Consider the following 25,910-nt stretch of genomic DNA (forward strand, 5'->3'; position numbering starts at 1 on the left):
ATCGTCACCCCGGCGAAGGCCGGGGTCCACCAGGCAGCAGCGACCGCCGCTTGAGACTCTTGCTAATGCTTGCCGCACGGTGGACCCCGGCCTTTGCCGGGGTGACGGGGGAAATTATGCTATCGTCGGCAGGATCCCGCCTTCCACCCGGATCGCCGCGCCGTTGGTGGCGGCGGCAAGCGGGCTGGCGAGGAAGGCGACCGTCGCCGCGACCTCCTGCGGCTCGATCATGCGCCGGATCAGCGAGGTCGGCCGCTTCTTCTCCAGGAACTCGCGCTCGATCTCTTCGGCCGGCGCGTCGGGATTGCTCGCGCCGCTGCGCAGGAAATCGACGATCCCGGCCGAGCGCGTCGGGCCTGGCATCACGGTATTGACGGTCACGCCGGTGCCGCGCGTGGTCTCGGCAAGGCCGCGCGAGATGGTGAGCTGCGCCGTCTTGGTCATGCAATAGTGGATCATGTCCGGTGGCACCATCAGCGCGCCTTCGCTGGAAATGAAAATGATGCGGCCCCATTTCCCGGCCTTCATTGCCGGCAGGTAATGGCGCGAAAGGCGCACGCCGCTCATCACGTTCACCTCGAAGAGGCGGAACCAGTCGGCGTCGTCGATCTCGCCGAAGTCCCTGGGCTCGTAGATGCCGAGATTGTTGACCAGGATGTCGGCTGCCGGGACCGCGGCAATCAGCGCCGCCGCACCCTCGGCCGTGGCGGGATCGGCGAGCACGGCGCGGACGTTCCCGCCGATGTCGGCTGCGGCATCATCCAGCTTCTCCTGCGATCGGCCGCAGATGACGACGTTCGCGCCCTCGGCGGCGAGGCGCCGGGCGATCTCCAGCCCGATCCCTGCGGTCGAGCCGGTGACGAGCGCGGTCTTGCCGTGAAGTTCAAGGTCCATGGGTCGGTTCCTTCGGTTCAGAGGGAGGGTCGCGAGGCGCGGCTGGCGAGAACGAGCAGCAAACCGGCGCCGGCGATCAGCGCGCCGGCGATCGGCACTGCGGCATAGCCGAGCCCAAGCGCGATCGCTGCAGCGCCTGCGCCAGCCCCGAGCGCGTTGCCGAGATTGAACGCGCCGATGTTGACCGAGGACGCGAGCCCCGGCGCTTCCGCGGCGGCCTGCATCACCCGCATCTGAAGTGGCGGCACGACCGCAAAGGTAGCGGCGCCAAAGATGACGAGCGCTACGCCCGCGCCAGCCTCGCTCTTCGCGAGCAGCGGGAAGGCGAGCATGATCAGCACGATCACCGACAGGAACGCGATCAGGCTGCCGTCGAGCGACTTGTCGGCAAGCTTGCCGCCGGCGACGTTGCCGATGGTGAAGCCGACGCCGATCAGCACCAGCATCGCCGTGACGAATCCCGTGCTTGCGCCGGTGACATGCGCCAGCACCGGCGCGACATAGGTGTAGAGCGTGAACATCGCGCCGGCGCCGAGCACCGTGGTGAGGAGCGCCAGCAGCACCGCGGGCCGACCGAGCACCGTCAGCTCTCGCCGGATATCCGGCATGGCGCCGCGGTCGCCCCGCGGCAGCGCGAGCGCGACGGCGATCATCGTCAGCACGCCCAGCCCGGCGGTGCCGGCGAAGGCCGCGCGCCAGCCGATCTGCTGCCCGACCCAGGTCGCCGCGGGCACGCCGCCGACATTGGCGATGGTGAGCCCGAGGAACATGGTCGCGACCGCGCTCGCGCGCTTCTCCGCCGGCACCACGCTCGCGGCGACCAGCGAGCCGAGGCCGAAGAAGGCACCATGCGCCATGCTGGTCACCACCCGGGCGACCATCAGCGAGGCATAGCCGGGCGCGACCGCCGACAGCAGGTTGCCGACGGTGAACACCGCCATCAGCACGATCAGCGCGGTCTTGCGGGGGAGCCGGCCGAGGCCGAGCGTCATCAACGGCGCGCCGACCATCACGCCCAGCGCATAGGCACTGACCAGCATTCCTGTGGCGGGGATCGAGGCATGGACGCCCTCGGCGATCACCGGCAGCAGCCCCATCGGCGAGAATTCGGTGGTGCCGATACCGAAGGCGCCGATCGCGAGCGCGAGCAGCGGCCAGGCGGAATTCGTCTCGCGCTTTCGGGCGAAGGTGGCGGGATTGGCGCAGGCTTCCATCGTCAGCGATCCTGCCGGGCGGTGAAGCGGGGATGGTTGGCGGATGTCCGCATGATTGAACCCTTTTCCGTGATGGCGTGTTGCGGCGCGGAAGATGGGTTGCCCGGCGCGGCTTGATTATCCCCTCCCGAACCACTTCATTGATGAAGTAATTTCACAGATAGGACCGTCCGGACATGGATAACCGCGCCGGAGAGATGCAGGTGTTCGTACGCGTGGTCGAAGCGGGCAGCTTCTCCGAAGCGGCGAGGCTGCTCCGTATGACACCCTCGACGGTGAGCAAGTTGGTCGCGCGCATAGAGCGGCGATTGTGCGTGCGGCTGCTCGAACGCTCGACGCGGCACTTGTCGCTTACCGCCGAAGGGCATGTCTATTACGAGCGCAGCCTGGCGCTGCTCGCCGAGCTCGACGACATCGACCGCGGCGTGATGCAGGGCGCGGCTGCCACCGGCGGCACGGTGCGCGTCACCACCACCGTCACCTTCGGCGTGCACGCGCTGGAGCCGATCTTGCCGGAATTCTGGCGCGCCTATCCCAACATCGTCGTCGACCTGTCGCTCTCGGACGAGATCGTCGACCTTTATTTCGATCGCACCGACGTCGCCTTCCGCACCGGCAATCTCCAGGATTCGCGGATGACGGCGCGGCGCATCGGCGTCTCGCATCGCAAGATCGTCGGCGCACCGGCCTATTTCGAGCGCCACGGCGTCCCGGCCACGGTCGACGATCTCGCGCGGCACAACTGCCTCGGTTTCAATTTCCGCCGGCTGGCGCCGGTCTGGCCGATCAAAGAGAGCGGACGCATCGTCGACCGCAGCGTGCGAGGCTCGCTGCTCGCCAACAACGGCGAGACGCTGCACCGCATGGCGCTTGCCGGGGTCGGGCTAGCCCGGCTGGCAGATTATCACGTCCGCGACGACATCGCTGCCGGCCGGCTGGCCGAGGTGCTGTCCGGCGAGAGCGACGAGGAGCCGCTGCACGCGCTGTTCCTCGGCGGAATGCGGATGCCGCAGCGGGTGCGTGCCTTCCTCGACTTCACCGTGCCGCGGCTGCAGGCATTCGTGGCGGGATAGCTGGAACGGCTACCCTATTCCGTTCGTGCTGAGCTTGTCGAAGCACCGTTCTTCTCTCGCTTCGGAAAAAGGGCGGCCCTTCGGCAGGCTCAGGGCGAACGGAGCTGGTTATTTCTTGAGCTTGTCCTTGAGCGCCGCCAACCCGCCGAAAGGACCAGCCTCGCCCTCGCTCAATACTCCCGCTTCCTTCAGCGCCGCGGCGGCATTGGGGCCGCGCGGGAAGGGATCGAGCGACAGCAGCAGCGTCTCCGCCGCCGCTTCGCCGAGGTCGATCGCGCCGCCGGTGTAGAAGACGGTATCGCATTCGTCGGCGTCGAGCTCGACCTCGTCGGTGGGCGCGTCGGGCTCGGGCAGGAAGCGCAGCGCGAAATCCTCCTCCAGCGTCGTCGGTAGCGGCTCGTCGGTGACGACGCAGGCCTGCGTCACCGCCGCCGACAGATGTCCGCGCGCGACGATGCCGGTGGCATCGCGCCGCAGGGTGAAACGGGCTTCCAGCCGATCGATCGCAATGCAACCGAAGCGCTTCGCCAGCGCCGCGCGCTCGCCCTCGTCGGCGGTGACGGTGACGTTCGATTCGCCCGCGCCGATCGCATCCAGCCGGTGCGGCCGCGAGAGTTCGGGTGCGGCGGTCATGGCAGCCTCCCTTCGATCAGCGTCTCGGCCGGCGTCGCCGCCAGCGCGCGGTGAAGGGCGAGCAGGCCTTCGCGCACATGCGCCAGCGGTTCCGGCGCGGGCGGGTGGTCTCGGTAGAGATTGCGGATGAGCGCACGGTCGATCGAGCCCGCCGCCAGCCCCTCGCGATAGGCGCCGAGCCGGCCGCCCAACATGCTCATCATCCTGCCGACGTGCTTGCCGACCAGGACGTCTCCGATCCCGATCTCGCGCAGCTGCGGGTCCATGTCGTCGACGAACCGCTCGGCGAGTGCGACGCCGACGGCTTCGGTGCCCGGTTCCGCCTCCAGCCGCAGCAGCACCAGCGAGAGCAGCGCGGCGATCATGTCGAATCGGCCGTCGATCGTGTCGGCGACCTTGCCTTCAGCATACCAGTGCGGCTCACGCGCGCGGGCCACCACCGCCCGGTAGAGCGCGACCGCTTCCTCCTCCCTGCGGCCGAACAGCCGATCGATCCAACCCACCTTGTCAACGTCCTTGAAAAGCCGCGGCTTGTTCGCCGCATCGTCACCGCATATTGAGGCGGACGGCGTGGGATGCAAATCCGCGCCCGTATCGTCCGGAGAGTTTCCATGTTTCGTCCCGCCGCCGTCCTGCTCATCGCCGCTGCCGCGGGGCTTTCCGGCGGCTGCACGCCGCTGCGCGGCCATCAGGGCTATGTCGTCGATGCCGATCTGGTGAACTCGGTGCAGCCGGGGGTCGACAATCGCGAATCGGTGACGCGCGTGCTCGGCCGGCCGACCGTCGGCGGCCAGTTCAACGACCGCGACTGGTATTATGTGTCGCGCGACACCCGCAACCTCGCCTTCAACAATCCCAAGGCGATCCGCCAGGTGGCGATCCGCGTCAGCTTCGACCAGAACGGCACGGTGACCGCGATCAACCGCACCGGCATCGAGCAGGTCGCGGAGGTCACGCCCTACGGCAAGACGACGCCGACGTTGGGCCGCCATCGCGGCTTCTTCCAGGATCTGTTCGGCAACATCGGCACGGTCGGCGCGGGCGCCGGCGCGCCGGGCGGCGGGGACACCGGGCCCTGACCCTTTCAATTGGCTGACCGGCGCGTTCGCGCCCGGTTCAAGCGACATCTCCTATGCATCGGGACGAGATGCGGCGCGTGCCGCGTCCGTAAGGGAATAGGAGGATTTATGCGCAAGTTGATGATGACCGCGCTGATCGCCGCGGTGGCGATGCCGGTGATCGCCCCCGCCGCCGCCAGCGCGCAGTCGCAGGGCGAGATCCGCCGCGACCGTCGCGACCTCCGCGAGGAGCGGCGCGAGTTGCGCGACGCCTATCGCCGCGGCGATCACCGTGACATTCGCGAGGAGCGCCGCGACGTGCGCGAGGCGCGCCGTGAGCTTCGCGAGGATATCAACGACCGGAACCGCCGCTGGGGCCGCGACGATTGGCGCGGCTGGCGCGATCGCAACCGGGGCCTCTACGCGCGGGGCAATTGGCGGGCGCCGTTCCGCTACTACAGCTTCCGTCCGGGCGTGCGTATCGCGCCGACCTATTGGGGTTCGCGCTATTGGATCAACGATCCCTGGCGTTACCGCCTGCCGCCGGCCGGCCGCTATCAGCGCTGGGTGCGTCACTACAATGACGTGATCCTGGTCGACACGCGCCGCGGCTATGTCGTCGACGTGATCCGCGGCTTCTACTGGTAAGAGCCTATTCGGAAATGTGCCCAGCGGCACATTTCGGCGGCACCGGCCCGCTCCCCCACCCGGCCACCCATCAGGGTACGCTCGTGGGTGGCCGGGTGGGGGAGCGGGCCGGTGCCGCATTCCCGAATAGGCTCTAAGCCGCTCCGGGTTCGGCCGCGTCGCAGATAAGCGCCGACGCGGCCGGGCGCCGGGAGGGACGCCTGGTCCCCGAAAGGGAAGGGACCTGCGCCACGCAACGCGCGAACCGCCGATTGGTTCGCTGGCGATATGATTTGTATTTCAGCGGATGGTGAAGCGGACCTGATCGACCGTCCGCCCGCCGAGATCCACCAGCCGCAGCAGATGCGATCCCGGCGGCGCCAGCAGCAGCGGCTGCGCGTCGGCGGCGCCGATGTCGTGCCGGTCGAGCAGCAGCCGGTGCCCGATCACTTCCCCCGACACCGACACCGCGAGCCGCTGGCGTGACGGCGGGATATCGGGGTCGAGCGCATAGACGCTGCCCGACACCGGCGTGGTGATGCGCGGCCGCCGCGCGGCGGCGGGGGCCTCCGCCAGCTCGGCCTGGCCGGTGCCGGCGAGGAAATATTCGCGGCGCGGCTGCTCGATGGCGCCGGCGAAGCGCACCGCTCGCTCCTCCACTCCCTTCGGCATCGGCGGTGGCCCACCGCCATCGCCGAGCGCCAGCATCACGTCGCGCCACACCGGCGCCGCCCCGCTGGTGCCGGAGACGGCGCGCATCGGATCGCCCTCGAGATTCCCCACCCAGACGCCGACGGCGTAGCGGCGCGAGAAGCCGATGCACCAATTGTCGCGCATCGCCTTGGAGGTGCCGGTCTTGGCCGCCGCCCAGAACGGCAGCCGCAGCGCCGAATCGAGCCCGAAGGTGGCGGCGCGCGCCGCCGGATCGGCCAGGATGTCGGCGACCAGCCAGGCGGCCGCGGGCGTGGTGATCGCGCGCGGCGCCTCGCGCGGGGCGTCCGTGGTCAGCCTCAGCGGCGACCAGCGCCCGCTGTTGGCGAGGCTGCGATAGGCGTCGACCTGCTGGCCGAGCGTCACCTCCGCCGATCCGAGCGCCAGGCTGAAGCCGTAATAATCGCCGTCCTCGGTGAGGCCGCGATAGCCGGTATCCCACAGCCGGTCGCGGAACGCCTCGACGCCCGTCAGCAGCAAGGTGCGCACCGCCGGCACGTTCAGCGACCCCGCGAGCGCGGTCCGCGCCGACACCGGTCCCTTGAACCCGCGATCGTAGTTCTGCGGCACGTAGAGGCCCGAGGCGGTGTCGAGCTGCACCGGCGAATCGTCGAGGATCGACGCGGGGGTGAGATAGCCCTTCTCGAAGCCCATCGCGTAGAGGAACGGCTTCAGCGTCGATCCCGCCTGGCGATAGGCGTTGGCGCCGTCGACCTGGGGCGCGGTCGAGGCGCCACCGATCCCGCCGACATAGGCGAGCACGTCGCCGCTGGCGTTGTCGATCACGATCACCGCCCCGTCCCGCGCACGGCTGCCGCCGAGTCCCTGAAGCTGGCGGCGGAGCGCGACGATCGCGATCTGCTGGATGCGCGCGTCGAGCGTGCTGGTGACCTTCATCCCCGGCCTGGTCAGCAACCGGGTCGCGAGATGAGGGGCGAGGCCCGGATCGAGCGCAAGGCTGCGCGCCGGCCCCAGCATCGATGCGGCCATGCCCTCGAAGCGGCTGCAATCCCGCTCCTGCCCGAGCCGGCACGCGCGCCCGGCGATCCGAGGCGCCGTCGCCGCCGGATTGGGCAGCAGCGCCGTCAGCAGTAGCGCGTCGTCGCGGGTGAGCGCGTCGGGCGTCTTGCCGAACAGCCCGAGCGCGGCGGCGCCGATCCCCTGCGCCTCGCCGCGGAAGCCGGCGAGATTGAGATAGGCTTCGAGGATCTGGTCCTTGCTCCAGCGCGATTCGAGCGCCCGGGCCGCGCGCATCTGCCGCAGCTTGTCGAGCAGCCCGCGCGCACCCGGTGCGGCAAGGTCGGGAGAGAGATAGGCGGCGAGTTGCATCGACAGGGTCGAGGCGCCGCGCACGCGCTTGCCCTGCATCCGGTCGCGCAGTGTCCCCGCCAGGCTCCACCAGTCGACGCCGTTATGGCCGTAGAAGCGATGGTCCTCGGCCGCGACCAAGGTCGCCTTCATCGGCTCGGCGATCTCGTCGATCGGCGTCCAGGCGAGCCGCCGCCGCTCGAAATCGACGCGGATGCTGTCGACCAGCCGGCCATTGCGGTCGTAGAGCCAGGCCTCGGACGGCTTCCAGGCCGCGCGGACCTGAGCGTAGCTCGGCAAAGGCGGCGGGCGCGTGATCCAGTCGACCCCTGCGACCGATGCCGCAAGGGCGAGAATAGCGGCAAGGGCGATCCACTTGTTCCGTTCGCGCTGAGCTTGTCGAAGCGCCGCCCTTCCTTTTTCGAGAAGAGAAGAACAGGGCTTCGACAAGCTCAGCGCGAACGGGAATTGGGGCACGTCCACCACGACATCACCGCTGCGCCACGACCATCGGCTGGTTCGGCCATTGCGCGCGGATCGCGGGCGAGTACATCGCCTCGACCCGCGTCGGCGGCACCTGCAGCCGACCGACGCCGTTCAGCCGCATGACGTAGGAGACCTTGAACGTCCCGCGCGGCACCCAGGCGAAATAGGCGCGCCACGCGTCCTTGCCGCGCTCGATGTAGCTCGGGCTCACCCCTTCGCCGGCGCCGGCGAGGTCGCCCAGCATCGACGACTGGTTGGCCGCGCCGCCGACCACCGTCGCGCCGGCGGGCACCGGATCGCTCACCACCACCCAGTTGCGCTCGGCGGAGGCGTCGACGGTGATCGTCACCTTGATCACGTCGCCGCGGGTGAGCTGGCCCTTTGTCCGTGCCTGCACCACCTCGACCGCCTTGGTCATCTTGTAGCCGGCATTGAGCGGCTGGCGGAGCGGCACCGCCGCTTTGACCGTCACGAACGCCCACGGTCCGCTGCCGCCCGACTGGGCGAGGCGCAGCGGCGCCTGCGCCGCCGGCAAGGCCAGGCTGAAGCGGCGCTGGTCGGGTGCGAGCGGCCAGCTCCGGCTGATGCTCGAGCTGCCGAGCGAGGCGGTGGTAACCCCCGCGATCGCCTCGGCCGGGTACATCGCCATGAAGCGCTGCGCGAGCACCGTGCCCCAGGCGTTGGCGGTGGTGTTGTCCCAATGGCCGCGCTGCTGGCGCTGGGCGACGCCGACCATCATCTTCGCCGCGTCATCCTGCCAGCCCGGCCGGCCGAGCACCGCGAGCAGCGCCTTGATCGCGCTCTCGTCGCCCGAGGACATCAGCCACCACGGCGCATTGTCCTTGTCGGAAAGATCGAGCCGCGTGCCCTCGTAGACCAGGCGCGTGCGCAGCACGTCCTCCGCCTGGCTGCGCAGCGCAGCGCCGTTGGCGAGCCCCGGCACCTTGCCCAATGCGACGATATAGTCGGCAAGGCTGGCGGTCGGCATCTCGTTCGGGGCGAGCCCGATCTGGCCGAGCATGTCGGGCGTCGCCGCCCCGGCGCGGGCCAATGCAGCGAAGGCGTTGAGGCGCTGGAGCCGGACGTCGCCATAGTCCTCATGCCTCAGCCGCCCGTCGAGCACCGCCTTCAGCGCCTCGATCATCCGGCCGCGCGGGGCCTCGGGCACCGGCAGCCCGGCCTCGGAGGTCAGCGCCAGCACATAGGCGGTGAGCGCCTCCGATCCCGGCAGCGTCTCCGACGGCCAATAGCGCAGCAGGCCGTCGCCATCGAGGTAGGTCGGCATCTCGCCCGCGAGCGCCGTCCACATGCCGCCGTCGCCAAGCGCCACCGCGCGCGACAGCCGTTGCTCGAAGCAGCTGTAGGGATAAGCCGCCATATAGTCGCGCACCCCAGCGAGCGGCGGCGCGAGCGTGTCGGTCAGGCTGACCTCGACGCTGCCGAGCCCCGGCAGCGCCCCGGCAGGCGGTCCGACCACCAGCGAGGTCGCCTCGCCGACGCGAGTGAGTGAGGAGGCCCACACCTCCACGGGCACCGCGGGCGCCACCTCCTGCGCGACGGTGATCGCATCGCTGGCCTTGCCGTCGGCGGACCTGGCGATGACCTTCCAGCTGAGATTGCCCGGCATTCCTGGCGCAGTCAGGTTCCATGCGATCGGCACCGCGCCGCCGGCGGGAATCGTCACCTCGATCGGACGTCCGCGCGCGATCGTCGGCGTCACTTCGACGGTGGCCGAGACCTTCATTGGCTTGTCCGACGCATTCCTCAGCATGAAGCCTGCCGCATACCAGTCGCCGGTGCGCACCAGCGGCGGGAGCCCGGCGAAGATCTGGAGGTCCTGCGACGTGCGCACGCTCGTCTCGCCGGTGCCGAACAGCTGCGGCCCGGAGGTCGCGACCGCCACCAGCTTGAACGAGGACAGGGCGTCGCTGAGCGGCACCGCGACGCGCGCATGGCCGTTGCCGTCGAGCGCGAGCCGCCCGCGCCACAGCAGCACCGGCTGGAAATTCTCGCGGTTGAGGCCGGACAGGTCGCCGCCGCCGCCACCGCCGGGCTCGGCGGTCTTGCGGCCATAGTGGCGCTTGCCGACCACCTGCATCTGCGCGGTCGAGGTCAGCACGGAGATCGGCCGCTCGCCCATCATCGCGGTCAGCAGGTCCCAGCTGTCGTTGGGCGCGAGCTGCAGCAGCGCCTCGTCGACCGCGACGAAGGCGACGTCGGCGGAGGCGGCGGGCTTGCCGTCGGGACCTCGCACCGCGACGTCGACCTCAGCCGTGTCGCGCACCGCATAGCGGCCCTTGTCGGCCTTCACCTCGACGCCGAGACGATGCGCCTCCCATCCCACCTTCACCTTGGCGATGCCGAGGCGATAGGCCGGCTTGGCAAGGTCGACCGTCGCAGTCGGCCGCGCGCCCTCGCGGCTGAACCAGGGCAGGCCCCAGTCGCGCGCGAGGTTGGACAGCCACAGCCACCAGCCGCCGACGCGGCCGCGCACCGCCATCACCGAGACGAACACGTCCGGCGCATAGGTGCCGGGCATCGGCACCTCGACCACCGGATCGGTGCCGGACAGCTGGGTGACGAAGCTCGACAGCACGCCCTCGCGCTCGACCGTCACCAGCGCGGTCGCGTTGCGGAACGGCATCCGCACCTGGAACTTGGCGGTCTCGCCGGCCTTGTACTCGGCCTGCTCGGGGATCACGTCCATGCGGTCGCCGTTGTCGCCGCCGAACCACCAGTCGTCGTCACCGACCAGCCATACCGACCGCACCGCGCGCGCGACGTTGCCGTTGGCGTCGGTGGTGGTGGCCACCGCATAGACCTCGCCCGACACGCCCGGATCGAGCTGGCATTCGGCGAGGCCGAGCTTGTCGGTCGTGGTCGAGCATGATCCCGACAGCTTGGTGGTCTTCGCCTGGTTGTCATAGGCGTAGAAGCCGCCGATCAGCCGCCGCCGCGCGGTCAGGATCTCGCGGCTGTAGAGCGCCACCTGCACCCGCTGCCCCGCGATCGGATTGCCGTCGGTGTCGAGCGCGACCAGCTTGAGGCGCAGGTCGTCCTGCTTCATCAGCCAGCCGTCGGTCCTGACGCCGAGCTGCACCGCCGAGGCATAGATCGGGATGCGGCGCGAGGCGGTCAGCGTCTCGCCGTTGGCGTCCTGATAATCCATCTCGACCAGCATGTCGGTGCCCGCGTCGAGCGCGGGCACGTCGACCGTCGCCTTGCCGGTACCGTCGCCGCCGAGCGTCACCGGCAGCGATTGCGTCGGCGGCAGCTCGGCCGCCTCGTCGGCATCCTCGCCGTCGCCATTGAGCGGCTGCACACCTTCCTTCACCGCCGCGCCGCCGAAGGTGTAGGCGTCATAATTGGCGGGTGTGGCGGAGCGCCGGAAATAGCCGATGCGCAGGTCGACCGGCAGGTTGGAGGCGCCGCCGCCGGACAGATAGCCGGCGTAGAGATCGAGCGGCATCGTCTTTGGCCTGACCTGCGCCTCCTTGGGCCCGGTCACCGTCGCCTTCATCGTGGGCAGCTTGTATTCGTCGACCTTGAACGACTGGCCGCTCGAGATGGTGCGGTCGCCGACCACCATCTGCACGTCGTAGTCGCCCATCGGCGCGCCCTGCGGCGCGGTCCATTCATTCTCGCCGGTGCCGTTGGCGTCGATCGACAGCGGCAGCTCGAACTGGGTGTCGGAGCCGCGATGCGACAGCTTGAGCGTGCCGGTGAACGGCTCGCCCATGCGGAAGCCGGCACCGTTCGGCACGCGGACGATGTGCTTCATGTGCACCGTCTCGCCCTGGCGCACGAGCGCGCGGTCGAACACCGTGTGCACCACCTCGTTCCGCTCGCTCCAGCCATAGGGCAGGTCGAAGTCGTAGGGCCGGATGCCCTCGCCCCAGCTGGTGAGGTCGAAGGCGAAGTCCCCGGCCTTGCGTGCGGAGATCATCAGCGGATGGTTGGTGCTGTTGTTCTCGCAGCTGCCGTAGGTCTCGGGGTCGGGCAAGCCCTTGGTGACCAAAAAGCGACCCTCGGCGTCGGTGGTGCCGCGCGCCAGGATCGTGCCGGTGCAGCTGTCGGAGATGCGCACGTCGGCGCCCGCCACCGGCTTGCCGCTGCTGAGCTCGGTCACCCAGGCGAGCGAGCCCCCGCGGCCCCATTTGAAATGCACGCTCATGTTGGTGACGAGTGCGCCCGCGGTCACGTAGCGCGGCGCATCGCGGCCGAGCAGCGCACGGCCGAGCGCGGGGCTGGCGAGCTCGACCACGTAGAAGCCGGGCTGCTTGAGCGGGATGCCGACGACCTCGAACTCCTTGCCTTTGCCCGGCAGGCCGACGTTGAGCGCGGCGCCGCGTCCGGCCGGGATCAGCGGCTTGGAGGCGGTGTTGTTGATCGTGACGGTCTCATCGCCGCGCTTCACCTCCTCGAAGTCGGATTCCTCATGCTCGTCGAGCCGGCGCAGCCAGGCGGCGACGTCGGCGTCGGACGAATCGACCTTGAGCGTCTGCCCGGCGACGCTGGCGATCTGGCCGCCGAGCGACGGCTCGACCGCGCGCACCGTCACCGGCAGCACGCCGCCTTCCTCGGCCTCGAGCACGCCGAACACGGCGGCGAACTTGACCAGCGGCGGCGCCGCGTCGAATCGCACATCCAGCGGGAATCGCTCGGCGTTGGAGAGCGGACGGCCGCTCTCGTCCTTCACATCGGCGGGCAGCGTCAGCTTGGCGGTCGTCGCCGCCGGCAGCGGTGCGGAGAAGCTGACCTGGCTCACCACCGCCTTGGTCTGGTCGTCCTTGTCGATCTTCGGCGTCAGCGTCTTGCCGTCGGGCAGCGCGATGCGGATCGCCTCGGCCTGGGCCCTGGGGATCGGCGCCGAGAAGCGGACATAGGCGTCCTTGACCGGGTTGCAGCCCGCCTGCGGATTGACCCGGCTGCATTCGAAGCGCGCGGTGAACGGCTTGCGCACGGTGAAGTCGAAACGCTGGTCGGCTCCCGCAGTGCGGCCGGCGGCGCTGACGCCCGCGCCCCACACCAGCGCCATGTCGCGCCCGGGCGGCAGCGGGCGGCGGCACTTGACCGCGATCACGCTCGCCAGCGCCTCGTCCCGCGCCTTGGCCTCGGCCGGCAGCGCGCTCGGCAGGTTAGCGCTGGAGAGGAAGCTCGAAACCTGCCAGCGATCGGTGCCGAGCTCGGACAGCAGCTTGCCCGGCAGCGCCGCGTCGAGCACGTCGACCGGGATCTTCTCGCCGAGCCCGTCGACCGCGCAATAGGCATTGGCGCCCACCGAGGCGCGGTCGGGCGCCATCGCGGCGGCGACCAGGAACACCTGGTCCTCCTCGATCTCGCCGTCGTAGTTGCCCGGCAGCACCGCCCGCGCGATCGGTCCGCCCGAATCGACCTTGAACGTCGAATTGCCGGTGACCTCATAGCCGGAGACGCTCTTGAGCCCCGCGACCAGGTTGAACTCGCACGTGGTGCCGCCGGGCAGCGGGCTCGCGAACTCGTAAACCCAGGTCGACTGGTCCACCCAGCGCCCCTCGCCCGCGCAGGCGCTGGCCGCCGGCGCCTTCGCACGCGGGTCGCCGAGCGGCACCATCGCCGCCGAGAAGCGCAAGGTGAACCGCTCGATCGCGCCGTCGCCGATGCCCGGCGTGGCCAGGATCACGCGCGGATTGGCGTCGCCCTGGGCGGTGAGCGGTGCAAGCGCGGCGGCAAGAATCGCGAGGCGAACGGCGAGCTTCACGGCGGATTCCCCTTTTTGTTGCCAACCTGAAACGGCGGCCGCGCCAAGTCCAGCGTCTCGATAATCGTATCCGATTCCACCGCTTGTCGGCCCCGGTTGCGCGGCTATGTTCGCTTCAGGGGGAAAAGGGGCTGGACGGGGGCATCGTCACCGGACTGATCGATGTTGCTGCGCGCGAAACGATCATATTCGCGGCGGCCGGCTTCCTTGTGGGCGGCGTCGACGATCTGATCGTCGACGCCGTCTATTTCGCGCGGCTGGGGTGGCGGCGGGCGACCGGGCGGCGCGATCCGCTGCTTGCCGAGCTGCCGCCGCCCAGCCGCCCGATCGCGGTGTTCGTGCCGTCGTGGGATGAGGCCGCGGTGATCGGCCGGATGCTCCGCACGGCGGTCGAGCGCTGGCCGCACCCGGGGCTGCGCATCTACGCCGGCGCCTACCCCAACGATTGGGAGACGATCGAGGCGATCGCGGCGGTCGCGCTCGACGATCCGCGCGTCCGACTCGTCGTCGGCACGCGCGCGGGGCCGACGACCAAGGCCGACTGCCTCAACAGCCTATGGACCGCGATGCTGAACGACGAAGCAGCCGGGCTGGAGCCGGCGGTCGCGGTGGTGCTCCACGATTCGGAGGACGTCGTCCACGCCGGCGAGCTTGCGGTCTATGATCATCTGATCGGCGATTATGACGCGGTGCAGGTCCCGGTACTGCCGCTGGTCGATCGCGACTCCCGCCTCGTCGCCGGCACCTACATCGACGAGTTCGTCGAGTCCCATGCCAAGCAGCTCGTCGTGCGCCAGGCGGTCGGCGCCGGGCTTCCTTTCGCGGGAGTCGGCTGTGCGATGTCGCGCGAGATGCTCGGCCGCGTCGCCGAGGCGCGCGGCGGCAAGCCGTTCGATGCCGCCAGCCTGACCGAGGATTATGAGCTGGGGCTGACGATCTCGGCGCTCGGCGGGCGCGTCGCAGCGCCGCGCGTCCGACAACATGCCGGCGGCCTGCCGGTGGCGGTTCACGCCTATTTCCCCGGCACGGTCGAAGCCGCGGTGCGCCAGCGCGCGCGCTGGATGTTCGGTATCGCCTTCGCGGGATGGGATCGGCTGGGCTGGGCGGGATCCCGCGGGATCGGCGATTATTGGATGCGGATGCGCGATCGCCGCCAGCCGCTGGGCGTGCTGGTGCTCGCCGCCGCCTATGCCGCGCTGTTTCTCTGGGGTGTCAGCGTGGTTCGTGTCCTTGTCGGCGGGACGCCGCTGCCGGTGCCGCACCCCTGGGTCCAGGCGGTGCTGGCGCTCAACCTGGGCCTGCTCGTCTGGCGTATCGCGGTGCGTGCCGGATTCATCGCGGCGAGCTATGGCTGGGCGGAGGCGGCGCTGTCGATGCCGCGGCTCATCGTCGGTAATGTGATTGCGTTGATGGCGGCGCGACGGGCATTGTTCCGCTATGTCGGAACCTTGCGCGGTGCACGACCGCACTGGGACAAGACGGCGCACCGCTTTCCCACCGAAGCCGAGCTCATGGCACCTGAGGCATGAGCGGCCGCCCGCTTCGTTTCCTTGGTCTGGTGACGGGCGGCTGGGTGGTGGCAAGGGTGTTGATCCTTTGGCACGAAACCGGATCGCTGCCGGAGGCGATTCGCCGCGTGGCGCCTCTGCCGGTGCTCGCCGCACATCCGCCGACGGTCACGACCGCCCCGGCCTCGGCTCGAATGCCGTCGCGAGCGATCGTGCCCGGAATCCACCGTATCGCTCATGCCGGTCGGACACCGCTCGCTCCCAACGGCGGAATGCCCTCCAATCCGCGACGCGTGCAGCTCGCTCTGCTGGCGATGAGCCAGTTCGGACCTGTGCACGAGATCGACCAGGAATCGGAAACGCAGCCTCAGCTCCGGCGCGACTTGCCCGCCCTTGCCGCCCTTGCCGCGCGGGGCGAAGGCCGCTGGTCGGCGAGCAGCTGGCTGATCGTGCGCGGCGGGACCGGCCTCGGCGCCAGCGCCGACGCACCGCAGCTCGGCGGTTCGCAGGGAGGGCTGCGCGTCGACTATGCGCTCGGCCACGGCTTCGCCGCGACCGGCCGGCTCGCCGCGCCCGCGGCGGGGGCAGGGCGCGAGCTGGCGCTCGGGATCGCCTGGCGTCCGGGCCGCCTCCCGGTCCGCCTCGTTGCCGAACGGCGCATCGCGCTCGACGAAGGGCAGGGCGGTCCGGCACTGGGGATCAGCGGCGGCGTCTATACGGCGCTTCCCGCCGGCTTCCGGCTCGAGGGCTATGCACAGGGCGGCGCGATCTTCCGCGACGGCGCCGAACATTATGTCGACGGCATCGCCCGCGCCGCGCATCCGGTCGCGCGCCTGGGCAGGATCGATCTCGACCTCGGCGCCGGCGCCTGGGGCGGCGCGCAGCGCGGCGTCGCCCGGCTCGATCTGGGGCCCAGCCTCGGTCTCGGCATCCCACTCGCCGACCGCACCGTCCGCCTCTCGCTCGACTGGCGCCAGCGCGTCGCCGGCGAGGCGCGGCCCGGCTCCGGCCTGGCCTTGTCGGTCGGCGCCGACTTCTAGGGTGTGTACTCGATACCGGCAACGGTCTGGATCGATTTCGTGGGCTCGCTGGCAAGGAGTGCGGCGCAGACGCGTAGCTGAAGCTACGCGCAAGCAAGCGACGTAGCCAGCGAGCCCCCGAATGCGACCGCGCAGCGGCGGGCGGATTTTGACGCATGACGTCGTCGCTCGTCAGTCACGATGCTTCGGCATCGCTCCTTCCTCGCTCCTAGCCCTGCGCCAAATCCGCTCCGTCCAGACCATTGCCGGTATCGAGTACACACCCTAGCCCTTGGCACGGCCGGTAAAAGGGCTATCGGCTAGCATTCGTGGACATCTACCTGCCGATCGCCAACCTGTCGGTGAACGCGCTCGTGATCATCCTGCTGGGCGGCGGGGTGGGCTTGCTGTCGGGCATGTTCGGCGTCGGCGGCGGGTTCCTGACGACGCCGCTGCTCATCTTCTACGGCATTCCGCCCACCGTCGCCGCGGCGTCGGCGGCGAGCCAGGTCACCGGGGCGAGCGTGTCGGGCGTGTTCGCGCATTTCCGGCGCAATGGCGTCGACGTGCACATGGGGTTGGTGCTGACCTTCGGCGGCATCCTCGGCTCGATCGCCGGCGCGGGGCTGTTCCGGCTGCTCCAGGCGAGTGGGCAGATCGATACGGTGATCGCGGTCATCTATGTCGTCATGCTCGGATCGATCGGCGGGCTGATGCTGCGCGAATCGCTGGTCAGCATCGGCGCGATGCGCAGCGGCACCGCGCCCAAGGCCCGCAAGCGCCGCCACCATCCTCTGGTGGCCGCGCTGCCGCTCAGGTGGCGCTTCTACCGCTCCGGCCTCTACATCTCGCCGCTCGCGCCGCTGCTGCTCGGCCTCGGCACCGGCATGCTGACCGTGCTGCTCGGCGTCGGCGGCGGCTTCATCCTGGTACCCGCGATGCTCTATCTGCTCGGCATGACCACGCAGGTCGTGGTCGGCACCAGTCTGTTCCAGATCCTGTTCGTCACCGCCGCGGCGACGATGACGCACGCGCTCACCACCAAGGCGGTCGATATCGTGCTCGCCGCGCTGCTCCTCCTCGGCTCGGTGGTCGGCGCGCAGCTCGGCGCGCGGTTCGCGGCGAAGATGAAGCCCGAATATCTCCGCCTGGCGCTGGCGGTGATGGTGCTGCTGGTGGCGGTGCGGATGCTGCTCGGCATCACCTGGCGCCCGGACGAAATCTACACGGTGGAGCTGTCGTGAAGGCGCTCGCGGCCCTGCTGCTCGCGCCGCTCCTCCTCGGCGCCGCCAAGCCGGTGCTGGTGCCCGACGTCTCGCAGCGCGACATCGAGATCGCCTATTCCTTCACCGGCGCCGAGCTGCTGCTGTTCGGCGCGATCCTCTATCCCAAGGGCCAGGAGCCCGGGCCGGGCACGCCGCCGGCTGACGTGGTGGTGGTGGTCAAGGGCCCGTCCCAATCGATCCTGGTGCGCGAGAAGGAGAAGGTCGCCGGCATCTGGGTCAACGCCGACCGCATGCGCTACCGCTCGGCGCCGAGCTTCTACGCGATCGCGTCGTCCCGGCCGATCGACCGGATCGTCGACGGGCGCACCCGCGCGATCTACGAGCTCGGTCTCGACAGCCTCCAGCTGTCTCCCGCCTCGGGCGCCGTTCCGGCCGAGCAGGCGCGGTTCGACGGAGGACTTGTCGACCTGAGGCGCCGCGGCGGCCTCTATTACGAGGACCCGAAGGCGGTCGAGATCACCGACGGCGTGCTCTATCGCGCGCGCGTCACCATCCCGGCGCGCGTGCCGGTGGGGCGCTTCACCGCCGAGACCTTCCTGATCCAGGACGGCCGAGTGCTCGCCGCGGCGGTGCGCGACATCGACATCCGCAAATCCGGCTTCGAGCGCTTCGTCGCCCGCGCCGCCGAGAAATCCTCTTTCGCCTACGGGTTGGTGGCGGTGGTGCTCTCGGTAGCCTTCGGCTGGGGCGCCGGCGCGATCGCCCGCCGCGTCTGAGCGCATTTCCGGACAAACCCGAGCCAACGCAATCTTTACGCTTTCAAGGTGATACCCTGCGCGATCAGGGGGGCCGTGGATGGCGGAACGGTTGGAAAGGCACGGCTTCGAGGCCACCTCGCTCGCGGGGGCGGGTCATGGCGGTGCGTCGGCATCGGCGGGTGCGGGCACCGAGATCGGCGCCGTGTTCGAGATCGCCGGATCGAGCAGCCAGGTGCTGTTCGACCTGACGACGATCGATTCGCTCGCCGATCACGACGACGCTGCCATCGCCAGTGCCGGACAGGTCGGCAGCCAGATCAAGATGCAGGTCGGCGCCAGCTGGCTGGTCGCCAACATCCGCGCGCTGCGCCTGTCCGACAAGCATGAGAACCGCGTCGTCGCACAGGTCGATTTCCTCGGCGAGGGCGACCAGGAGAAATTGACCGGCAAGCTCTACCGCTTCCGCCGCGGCGTGACGCGCTATCCGACGCCGGGCACGGCGGTGTTCCCGGTCTCGACCGCCGACCTCAAGCAGATCTATGCCGCCGACGACCGCGCGCATGTCGAGATCGGCACCGTCTACCCGACCAAGGACATTCGCGCTGCGCTCTATGTCGACGCGATGCTCGGCAAGCATTTCGCGCTGCTGGGTTCGACCGGCACCGGCAAGTCGACCGCGGCCGCGCTGATCCTCCACCGCATCTGCCAACTCGCGCCCGAGGGTCACGTCGTGATGATCGACCCGCACGGCGAATATTCGGCGGCATTCAGGACGACGGGCGCGATCTACGACGTCTCCAACCTGCAGATGCCGTACTGGCTGATGAACTTCGAGGAGCATTGCGAGGTGTTCGTCACCACCTCGGGCTCCGACCGGCAGATCGATTCCGATATCCTCGCCAAATGCCTGCTCGCGGCCAAGGGCAAGAACCGGCTGGCGGCCGAGATCGGCAAGCTCACCGTCGATTCGCCGATCCCCTATCTCCTGTCGGACCTGCTCAACCTCATCCAGCTCGAGATGGGCAAGCTCGATCGTGCCGGCGACACCGCGCCCTATCTGCGCCTCAAGGCCAAGATCGAGGAGATCAAGTCGGATCCGCGCTATTCCTTCATGTTCTCGGGCATGCTGGTCGCCGATTCGATGGCCACGTTCCTATCGCGCGTGTTCCGCCTGCCCAGCGACGGCAGGCCGATCTCGATCATCGACGTGTCGGGGGTGCCGAGCGAGATCACCTCGGTGGTGGTGGCGGTGCTGTCCCGCATGGTGTTCGACTTCGCGATCTGGTCTCGCGGCGAGGCGCAGCGGCCGATCCTGCTCGTCTGCGAGGAGGCGCACCGCTACGTCCCCAACGAGCGCAACGCCGACGGCTCGTCGGTCGGCCGCATCCTCAGCCGCATCGCCAAGGAAGGCCGCAAGTACGGGGTGTCGCTGGGCCTCATCACCCAGCGGCCGTCGGACCTCGCCGAGGGGGTGCTGTCGCAATGCGGCACGATCATCGCGATGCGCCTCAACAACGACCGCGACCAGGCCCATGTCCGCGCGGCGATGCCGGAAGGCGCGCGCGGCTTCCTCGATTCGATTCCCGCGCTCAGGAACCGCGAATGCATCGTCTGCGGTGAAGGCGTCGCGACGCCGATCCGCGTGCTGTTCGACACGCTGGACGAAGACAAGCGTCCGGCTTCCGGCGACCCGCTCTTCTCCGAACTGTGGCGCGAGACCGGCGGTGAGGAAGGGCTGATCGAGCGCACGATCAAGCGCTGGCGCGCGCAGGGGCGCTGAGCCGCATCGTCCGCCCGTGTGCTCCTGCGAAGGCAGGAGCCGTGGCCAAAGCTCCTGCTTTCGCAGGAGCACAGGGTTTCCAGCGACAGTCGAGAATGACCGGCGGCCTCAGTTGCCGCCCGAGCTCACCGACATCAGTTTGTTGAACTTGCTCTTGAACTCGGCGAGGTCGCGCCCGCTCAGCTTCTGAACCGATTCGAACGTCACCTTGCCCGGATTGATCGGCACGCCGTTCTTCGTCAGCTCGTAATGGAGGTGCGGGCCGGTCGAGAGCCCGGTCGAGCCGACATAGCCGATCACCTGCCCCGGGCTCACCCGCTGGCCGGCGCGCACCGCGATTCTGCTCATATGGCCATAGCCGGTCGCCATGCCGCCCGCATGGGATAGCTTGACGAAATTGCCGTAGCCGCCCGCCCGGCCCGCCATCTGCACCACGCCGGCCATCGCCGCGCGGATCGGCGCGCCATAGGGCGCGGCGATATCGAGCCCCTTGTGCATCCGCATATAGCCGAGCAGCGGGTGCCGGCGCATCCCGAAGCCGGAGCTCAGCCGCCCCTGCACCGGCATCCCCGCGCCGCCGCGGGTGGTCGCCCCGATGCCGCGCGGATCGAACCACTGGCTCTTGCCGTCCTCTTCCCAGCGCATGAGCTGGAGCTTCTTCGACGCGCCGGTGAGCCCGGCATAGAGCAGCTTGCCGAGCTGAACCTCGCCGGTCGCGGCCTTGGCCTGCTCGACGATGATGTCGAACTGGTCGTCGGCGCCGACGCGGCTGATCGGCATGCGCGAGGCAATCGAGCGGATGAACGCCTCCACCGCCTTGGCCGGCACGCCGGCCGCGCGCGCCGAACGATAGAGGCTGGTACCGGCGCGCCCCTGGATGCGCAGCGGCGTATGGTCGATCGCGATCGGCATGGCGGCGAGCTGGAGAGCGCCGTCGTTGCGCGCGACCTCCATATTGAGGTCGAACTTGGCGCGGAACGCCAGCTTCTCGAGCGGGCGCGGCGCGTCCTTGTCCGGACGGCGGCCGAGCGTCAGCTCGAACTGGGTGCCGGGACGCAGCTCGCCCAGGCTCATTCGCGCAGCGACCATGTCCGCCACCGCATTCGCCTCCGGCGCGCCGACGCCGGCGCGGCGCAGCACCGCCGCGAAGTCCTCGCCGCTGCCGAGCGTCGCGGTCGCCTCGATGATCGGGCGTTCGGGCGTGTCGGTGAGCGGCTTGACCAGCGCGGTCGCGCCCAGCCGCCGCCCGCTGTTGGCGCCGAGCGCGAGCGGGGTGATCGCGAGACTGCGGGTCTCGTCATAGTCGCTGCCGGTCATCGCCGGCGGCGCGGTCACCGCGAGCGGTCGGCTGAAACCCGGCGACAGGGCGACGGTGCCGGCGATCAGCGCCGCGCAGGTCGCCGCGCCGCGCCACCAGGTGCGCGAGCCGATGTCGGCACCGAGGTCCGGCACCAGCTCGACATGGGCGAACCGCTCGCCCAGCCGTTCGAGGAAGCTCGGGAGGGGCGTCACCGGGGATGCGCGACCGAACGACAGCGCCGTCGCGCCGCCTGCGCCCTCAAGCCCATGATCGTTGCGCAAGTACATGCGCACCCCACCCCAAAATCTGCGGCCTGCCGACCCCAGGCCCGGGTGTGAGGGTTGTGGCGTGGAGTCCCTAAAGTCAAATTAACCCCGTCGCGGCCGGGGCGATGCTGCGACGAATCGTGCCTGATGCTGGACGAACCGGGAATGCCCGACTCGCCGCGATCGAGCCAAGCATCGGACTCAATTACAGAATTTCCCGGAAGACAAAGGTTGCGGAACCGTCCGTGCGCGCCGATGTAGGGCATCGCGATGGCATCGTTCGCGCGCTCCCCGATCACGGCCGTGCTGGGTCCCACCAACACCGGCAAGACCCATCTCGCCGTCGAGAGGATGTGCGGTCATTCCTCCGGCATGATCGGCTTCCCGCTGCGCCTGCTCGCGCGCGAGGTCTATGACCGCGTCGTCAGGCTGAAGGGCGAGCATCAGGTCGCGCTGATCACCGGCGAGGAGCGGATCGTCCCGCCCGGCGCGCGCTGGTTCCTCTGCACGGCCGAATCGATGCCGCTCGATCGGGAGGTCGGGTTCGTCGCGCTGGACGAGGCTCAGCTCGGCGCCGATCCCGAGCGCGGTCACGTCTTCACCGACCGCATCCTGCGCGCCCGCGGCCGCGACGAAACCATGATCCTCGGCTCCGAGACGCTGAAGCCGATGCTGCGCAGCCTCGTCCCCGAGGCCGAGGTGATCGAGCGCCCCCGCTTCTCGACGCTCAGCTACGCCGGCGCGAAGAGGCTCTCGCGCCTGCCAAAACGCTCGGCGATCGTCGCATTCAGCGCGGAGGAGGTCTATGCCGTCGCCGAGGCGCTCCGCCGTCTGCGCGGCGGCGCGGCCGTGGTGATGGGGGCGCTGTCCCCACGCACCCGCAACGCCCAGGTCGCGATGTTCCAGGCGGGAGAGGTCGACTATCTCGTCGCCACCGATGCGATCGGCATGGGCCTCAACATGGACGTGGCGCATGTCGCCTTCGCCTCGCTGAGCAAGTTCGATGGCCGCCGCCAGCGCCGCCTCACGGTGTCGGAAATGGCGCAGATCGCCGGCCGCGCCGGTCGGCATCAGCGCGACGGCACCTTCGGCGCGCTGCACGAGGAGGGCCCCGGCGCCTTCACCCCCGAGGAGATCCGGGCGATCGAGGAGCATCGCTTCCCGCCGCTCGACTTCCTCTACTGGCGCGAGGGCGAGCCCGACCTCTCCAGCGTCGACGCGCTGATCGCCGATCTGGAGGCGAAGCCGGACCGGCCGGGCCTGCGCCCCGCGCCCGAGGCGGTCGACCTCGCGGTGCTGAAGCGTCTCGCGGACGAGCCGTGGGTGCGCGAGCGCGGCCGGGTCGACCGGCTGTGGGCGGCGTGCGGCCTGCCCGATTTCCGCAAGCTCGGCCCTGAGCCGCACAGCCGTTTCGTCGGCCGCATCTTCCAGCACCTGACCGAGGGTGACGGCCATGTCCCGCACCGCTGGTTCGCCGAAGAGATCGCGCGGCTCGACAATGTCGCTGGCGACGTCGAGACGATCGCGGCGCGCATCGCCGCCGCGCGGAGCTGGGCCTATATCGCCCACCGCGCCGACTGGCTGGCCGAGCCGCTCCACTGGCAGGAGCGCGCGCAGGCGCTCGAAGCCAAGCTCTCGGACGCGCTCCACGACCGCCTGACCCAGCGCTTCGTCGACAAGCGCACCACCGCGCTGCTGCGCTCGATCGGCGCCGACGCCAGCGCCCTGCCGGTGACGATCGGCCCGGAAGGCGAGGTGTTGGTCGAGGACCATCCGATCGGTCGATTGGAAGGCTTCCGCTTCACCGTCGCCGCCGATGCGCGGGCGACCGACAAGCGCATCCTGCTCGCGGCCGCCGAAAAGCGGCTGGGCGGCGAATTGGCGAAGCGCGGACGATTGCTGGCCGAGGCGCCCGATCAAGCGCTCTCGCTCGAAGGCGTGACGCTCTTATGGAACGGGAACGAGGTGGCGCGGCTCACCGCTGGTCCTGAGCTCACGCGCCCGCGCATCCGGCTCGACCGCGCGCTCGACAGCCTCGACAAGCCCGCTCGCGAAGCCGTAGCGGCGCGGCTGGCGGAATGGGTGGAATCGGAGACACGTCGTCTGACGCCGGCGCTCGCCCGGCTCGACCGGCTGGTGCGCGATCCTGATGCGCCCGGCGCGCTGCGCGCCACCGCCGCCGCGCTTGCCGATGCCGGCGGACTCGCCGAGCGCACCGCCGTGCCTGATGTCGAGGCGCTGGACCCGATCGCACGCAAGTTCCTGCGCAAGCTCGGCATCACCGTCGGCACGCTCGACCTGTTCGACCCGCGCCTGCTCAAGCCGACCGCGGCGGCGTGGCGCGCGGCGCTGCTCGGTGCGCGCGATGTTGCGGTGACGTTGCCGCCGCCGGGCGCGAGCGTCGCCAGGGGAGGCACGCCGCTCGCCGGCTTCCGCCGTGTCGGCAGCCAGCAGGTCCGTGTCGACCTGGTCGAGCGGCTCGCCCGCGCCGCGCACGACGCGCGCGCCGGCCGCAAGCCCTTCGTCCCCGATCCCGCGCTCGCCACATCGATCGGCGTCACGCCGGATACGCTCGCCAAGCTGATGGCACGCCTCGGCTTCCGGAGCGTCGCGAACGGGGAAGGGCCACCGCAATGGGCCTGGCGCGGCCGTCCGCAGCCGCGCGCGAGAGCAAGCGCGCCGCCCCGCCGCGACAACGCCTTCGCTGCGCTCGCCGACCTGGATCTCGGCCATGGCTGAGCCGGCGTCGACGATGCGGCTCGATAAATATCTCTGGTTCGCGCGCCTCGCGAAGACGCGGAGCTTCGCCCAGGAGGTGGCCGAGGCGCGGCACCTTCGCATCGACGGGCGCGTTGTGGAGAAGGCGGCGGCGCCGGTCCGCGTCGGCAATGTGCTGACCTTTCCGCTCCACGGTCGCGTCCGCGTGATCCGGATCGAGGCGCTGCCGGCACGCCGCGGTCCGGCGAGCGAAGCAAGAGGCTGCTACACCGACCTAGCTGAGAACGTCTCGCAGCAAGCCGCCGCCGATTGACGACGCAATCCCGCTTGCATAGCGAGGGCGCCGTTCGAAGGAGTTGATGGAATGACCTACGTCGTCACCGATGCCTGCATCCGCTGCAAGTACATGGACTGCGTCGAGGTCTGTCCCGTCGACTGCTTCTACGAGGGCGAGAACATGCTCGTCATCAACCCCAACGAATGCATCGACTGCGGCGTGTGCGAGCCCGAATGCCCGGCCGAGGCGATCCTGCCCGACACCGAGAGCGGTCTCGAGCAGTGGCTGGAGCTGAACAGCACCTTCTCCGCGCAGTGGCCGAACGTCACCCGCAAGGGCGACCAGACCCCCGCCGACGCCGACGAGCACAAGGGCGAGACCGGCAAGTACGACAAATATTTCTCGCCCGAGCCCGGCCAGGGCGACTGAGGATTCCCGGTGCCGCCGAAATGCGCCGTAAGGCGCATTTCCAAACGGCAAACACCATAGATTCGCTTGCTATCGATCGCAGCTTCTGCCCGGAAGCCTTGGAATCGGCCCGATTCGACGCAAATCTGTCACGAACTGCACGTCGAATGTGACAGCGGGCTGGTAATTTTATTGCGAGCATGTTAAATAGGAGTCGACGGAGGCGATTGGATTCGCTCTTCGCCCGGAGACGTAAGAACACCCGCCCCGACCCAGCGCCGTTCGTTTCGCTCCCGCGAGGCGTACGGCTTTCGATTACTCGGGGCATGTACCACGGAAAGGCTTCTCAGCAATGGCTGCAAAGGCGCTGTCCTTCGACGTCGGCGATTATGTCGTTTACCCCAAGCACGGTGTCGGCCGTGTCATCGAGCTCCAGAAGCAGGAAATCGCGGGCACCAGCCTCGAACTCTATGTGCTGCGTTTCGAGAAGGAGCGCATGACGCTCCGTGTTCCGACCAACAAGGCCGAGAGCGTCGGCATGCGTAAGCTGTCCTCGGACAAGACGCTCAAGGAAGCGCTCGAGACGCTGAAGGGCAAGCCCAAGGTCAAGCGCACCATGTGGTCGCGCCGCGCGCAGGAATATGAGGCGAAGATCAACTCGGGCGACCTGGTGTCGATCGCCGAGGTGGTCCGCGACCTGTTCCGGCCCGACGACCAGCCCGAGCAGAGCTATTCTGAGCGCCAGATCTTCGAGGCGGCCGCCTCGCGCCTCGCCCGCGAGCTCGCGGCGATGGAGCAGGTCGACGAGCCCAAGGCGCTCGAGAAGATCCTCGAGATCCTGCGCAAGGCCGCACCGGCCCATGCCAAGGACAAGGCGGTCGCCTGAACGGCGGGCATCTGAATGAA

At 69.6% G+C, this 25,910-nt stretch carries 19 protein-coding genes; 12 read left to right on the plus strand and 7 right to left on the minus strand.

Annotation, left to right across the window (positions count from 1 at the left end):
- Window positions 1-114 precede the first annotated feature (114 nt).
- Both AC2YHA_RS16975 and AC2YHA_RS16980 read right to left on the minus strand, forming a co-directional pair.
- Window positions 115-894: an SDR family NAD(P)-dependent oxidoreductase gene (locus AC2YHA_RS16975; RefSeq protein WP_487402565.1), complete on the minus strand. Its 780-nt coding sequence runs from the start codon at window positions 892-894 to the stop codon at window positions 115-117.
- Window positions 895-911: 17 nt separating this feature from the next.
- On the minus strand, window positions 912-2,108 hold the full coding sequence (locus AC2YHA_RS16980) for an MFS transporter (protein ID WP_487402566.1): 1,197 nt from the start codon (window positions 2,106-2,108) through the stop codon (window positions 912-914).
- 176 nt (window positions 2,109-2,284) lie between these two features.
- Here AC2YHA_RS16980 and AC2YHA_RS16985 point away from each other — a divergent pair, with 176 nt between their 5' ends.
- Window positions 2,285-3,181, plus strand: coding sequence for a LysR family transcriptional regulator (locus AC2YHA_RS16985; protein WP_487402567.1), 897 nt, complete (start codon window positions 2,285-2,287; stop codon window positions 3,179-3,181).
- 108 nt (window positions 3,182-3,289) lie between these two features.
- Here the strand turns inward: AC2YHA_RS16985 and AC2YHA_RS16990 are convergent, their stop codons facing one another.
- A complete protein-coding gene (locus AC2YHA_RS16990) occupies window positions 3,290-3,814 on the minus strand; it encodes a YceD family protein (RefSeq protein WP_487402568.1) in 525 nt (174 codons plus the stop codon).
- Entirely contained in the window at window positions 3,811-4,317 is a 507-nt protein-coding gene (locus AC2YHA_RS16995) for a ubiquinol-cytochrome C chaperone family protein (RefSeq protein ID WP_487402569.1), read from the minus strand. The genes AC2YHA_RS16990 and AC2YHA_RS16995 overlap by 4 nt, the downstream gene beginning before the upstream one ends.
- Window positions 4,318-4,425: 108 nt before the next feature.
- Here AC2YHA_RS16995 and AC2YHA_RS17000 point away from each other — a divergent pair, with 108 nt between their 5' ends.
- Together AC2YHA_RS17000 and AC2YHA_RS17005 are read left to right on the plus strand one after the other, a co-directional pair.
- Complete coding sequence (locus AC2YHA_RS17000) at window positions 4,426-4,893, plus strand: outer membrane protein assembly factor BamE (protein ID WP_233784859.1); 468 nt, start codon at window positions 4,426-4,428, stop codon at window positions 4,891-4,893.
- A 108-nt stretch (window positions 4,894-5,001) separates the two neighbouring features.
- Window positions 5,002-5,520 carry an RcnB family protein gene (locus AC2YHA_RS17005; RefSeq protein WP_487402570.1) on the plus strand — a complete coding sequence of 173 codons (519 nt, stop codon included), beginning with the start codon at window positions 5,002-5,004 and terminating at the stop codon, window positions 5,518-5,520.
- A 279-nt stretch (window positions 5,521-5,799) separates the two neighbouring features.
- On the opposite strand, the gene pbpC is transcribed toward AC2YHA_RS17005, so the two are convergent.
- Window positions 5,800-7,890, minus strand: coding sequence for a penicillin-binding protein 1C (gene pbpC / locus AC2YHA_RS17010; protein WP_487402664.1), 2,091 nt, complete (start codon window positions 7,888-7,890; stop codon window positions 5,800-5,802).
- Between the two features lie 118 nt (window positions 7,891-8,008).
- The gene (locus AC2YHA_RS17015) at window positions 8,009-13,744 is read right to left on the minus strand and encodes an alpha-2-macroglobulin family protein (protein WP_487402571.1); all 5,736 of its coding nucleotides are present in this window, start codon (window positions 13,742-13,744) and stop codon (window positions 8,009-8,011) included.
- 83 nt (window positions 13,745-13,827) lie between these two features.
- On the opposite strand from AC2YHA_RS17015, the gene AC2YHA_RS17020 reads away from it, so the two are divergent.
- The 5 genes from AC2YHA_RS17020 (at window position 13,828) to AC2YHA_RS17040 (ending at window position 20,035) form a co-directional block, all read left to right on the plus strand.
- Window positions 13,828-15,273: a glycosyl transferase family protein gene (locus AC2YHA_RS17020; protein ID WP_487402572.1), complete on the plus strand. Its 1,446-nt coding sequence runs from the start codon at window positions 13,828-13,830 to the stop codon at window positions 15,271-15,273.
- Complete coding sequence (locus AC2YHA_RS17025) at window positions 15,270-16,292, plus strand: hypothetical protein (RefSeq protein WP_487402573.1); 1,023 nt, start codon at window positions 15,270-15,272, stop codon at window positions 16,290-16,292. The genes AC2YHA_RS17020 and AC2YHA_RS17025 overlap by 4 nt, the downstream gene beginning before the upstream one ends.
- Before the next feature lie 308 nt (window positions 16,293-16,600).
- Window positions 16,601-17,515 carry a sulfite exporter TauE/SafE family protein gene (locus AC2YHA_RS17030; RefSeq protein ID WP_487402574.1) on the plus strand — a complete coding sequence of 305 codons (915 nt, stop codon included), beginning with the start codon at window positions 16,601-16,603 and terminating at the stop codon, window positions 17,513-17,515.
- Complete coding sequence (locus AC2YHA_RS17035) at window positions 17,512-18,273, plus strand: TIGR02186 family protein (protein WP_487402575.1); 762 nt, start codon at window positions 17,512-17,514, stop codon at window positions 18,271-18,273. Before AC2YHA_RS17030 ends, AC2YHA_RS17035 begins: the two co-directional genes overlap by 4 nt.
- Before the next feature lie 79 nt (window positions 18,274-18,352).
- Window positions 18,353-20,035, plus strand: a complete 1,683-nt coding sequence (locus AC2YHA_RS17040; RefSeq protein ID WP_233784867.1) for an ATP-binding protein — start codon at window positions 18,353-18,355, stop codon at window positions 20,033-20,035.
- Window positions 20,036-20,143: 108 nt separating this feature from the next.
- Here the strand turns inward: AC2YHA_RS17040 and AC2YHA_RS17045 are convergent, their stop codons facing one another.
- Window positions 20,144-21,622: a peptidoglycan DD-metalloendopeptidase family protein gene (locus AC2YHA_RS17045; protein WP_487402576.1), complete on the minus strand. Its 1,479-nt coding sequence runs from the start codon at window positions 21,620-21,622 to the stop codon at window positions 20,144-20,146.
- 249 nt (window positions 21,623-21,871) lie between these two features.
- Here AC2YHA_RS17045 and AC2YHA_RS17050 point away from each other — a divergent pair, with 249 nt between their 5' ends.
- From AC2YHA_RS17050 to AC2YHA_RS17065, 4 genes are all read left to right on the plus strand, one after another.
- A complete protein-coding gene (locus AC2YHA_RS17050) occupies window positions 21,872-24,340 on the plus strand; it encodes a helicase-related protein (protein ID WP_487402577.1) in 2,469 nt (822 codons plus the stop codon).
- Entirely contained in the window at window positions 24,333-24,632 is a 300-nt protein-coding gene (locus AC2YHA_RS17055) for an RNA-binding S4 domain-containing protein (protein ID WP_487402578.1), read from the plus strand. The genes AC2YHA_RS17050 and AC2YHA_RS17055 overlap by 8 nt, the downstream gene beginning before the upstream one ends.
- 51 nt (window positions 24,633-24,683) lie before the next feature.
- Window positions 24,684-25,025, plus strand: a complete 342-nt coding sequence (gene fdxA, locus AC2YHA_RS17060; protein WP_233784871.1) for a ferredoxin FdxA — start codon at window positions 24,684-24,686, stop codon at window positions 25,023-25,025.
- 331 nt (window positions 25,026-25,356) lie between these two features.
- Window positions 25,357-25,890 (plus strand): CarD family transcriptional regulator, encoded by a 534-nt coding sequence (locus AC2YHA_RS17065; protein WP_233784872.1) that lies wholly within the window; start codon window positions 25,357-25,359, stop codon window positions 25,888-25,890.
- The last annotated feature ends 20 nt before the right edge of the window (window positions 25,891-25,910 follow it).

It is taken from the genome of Sphingomonas sp. SRI_018 (assembly GCF_057586275.1).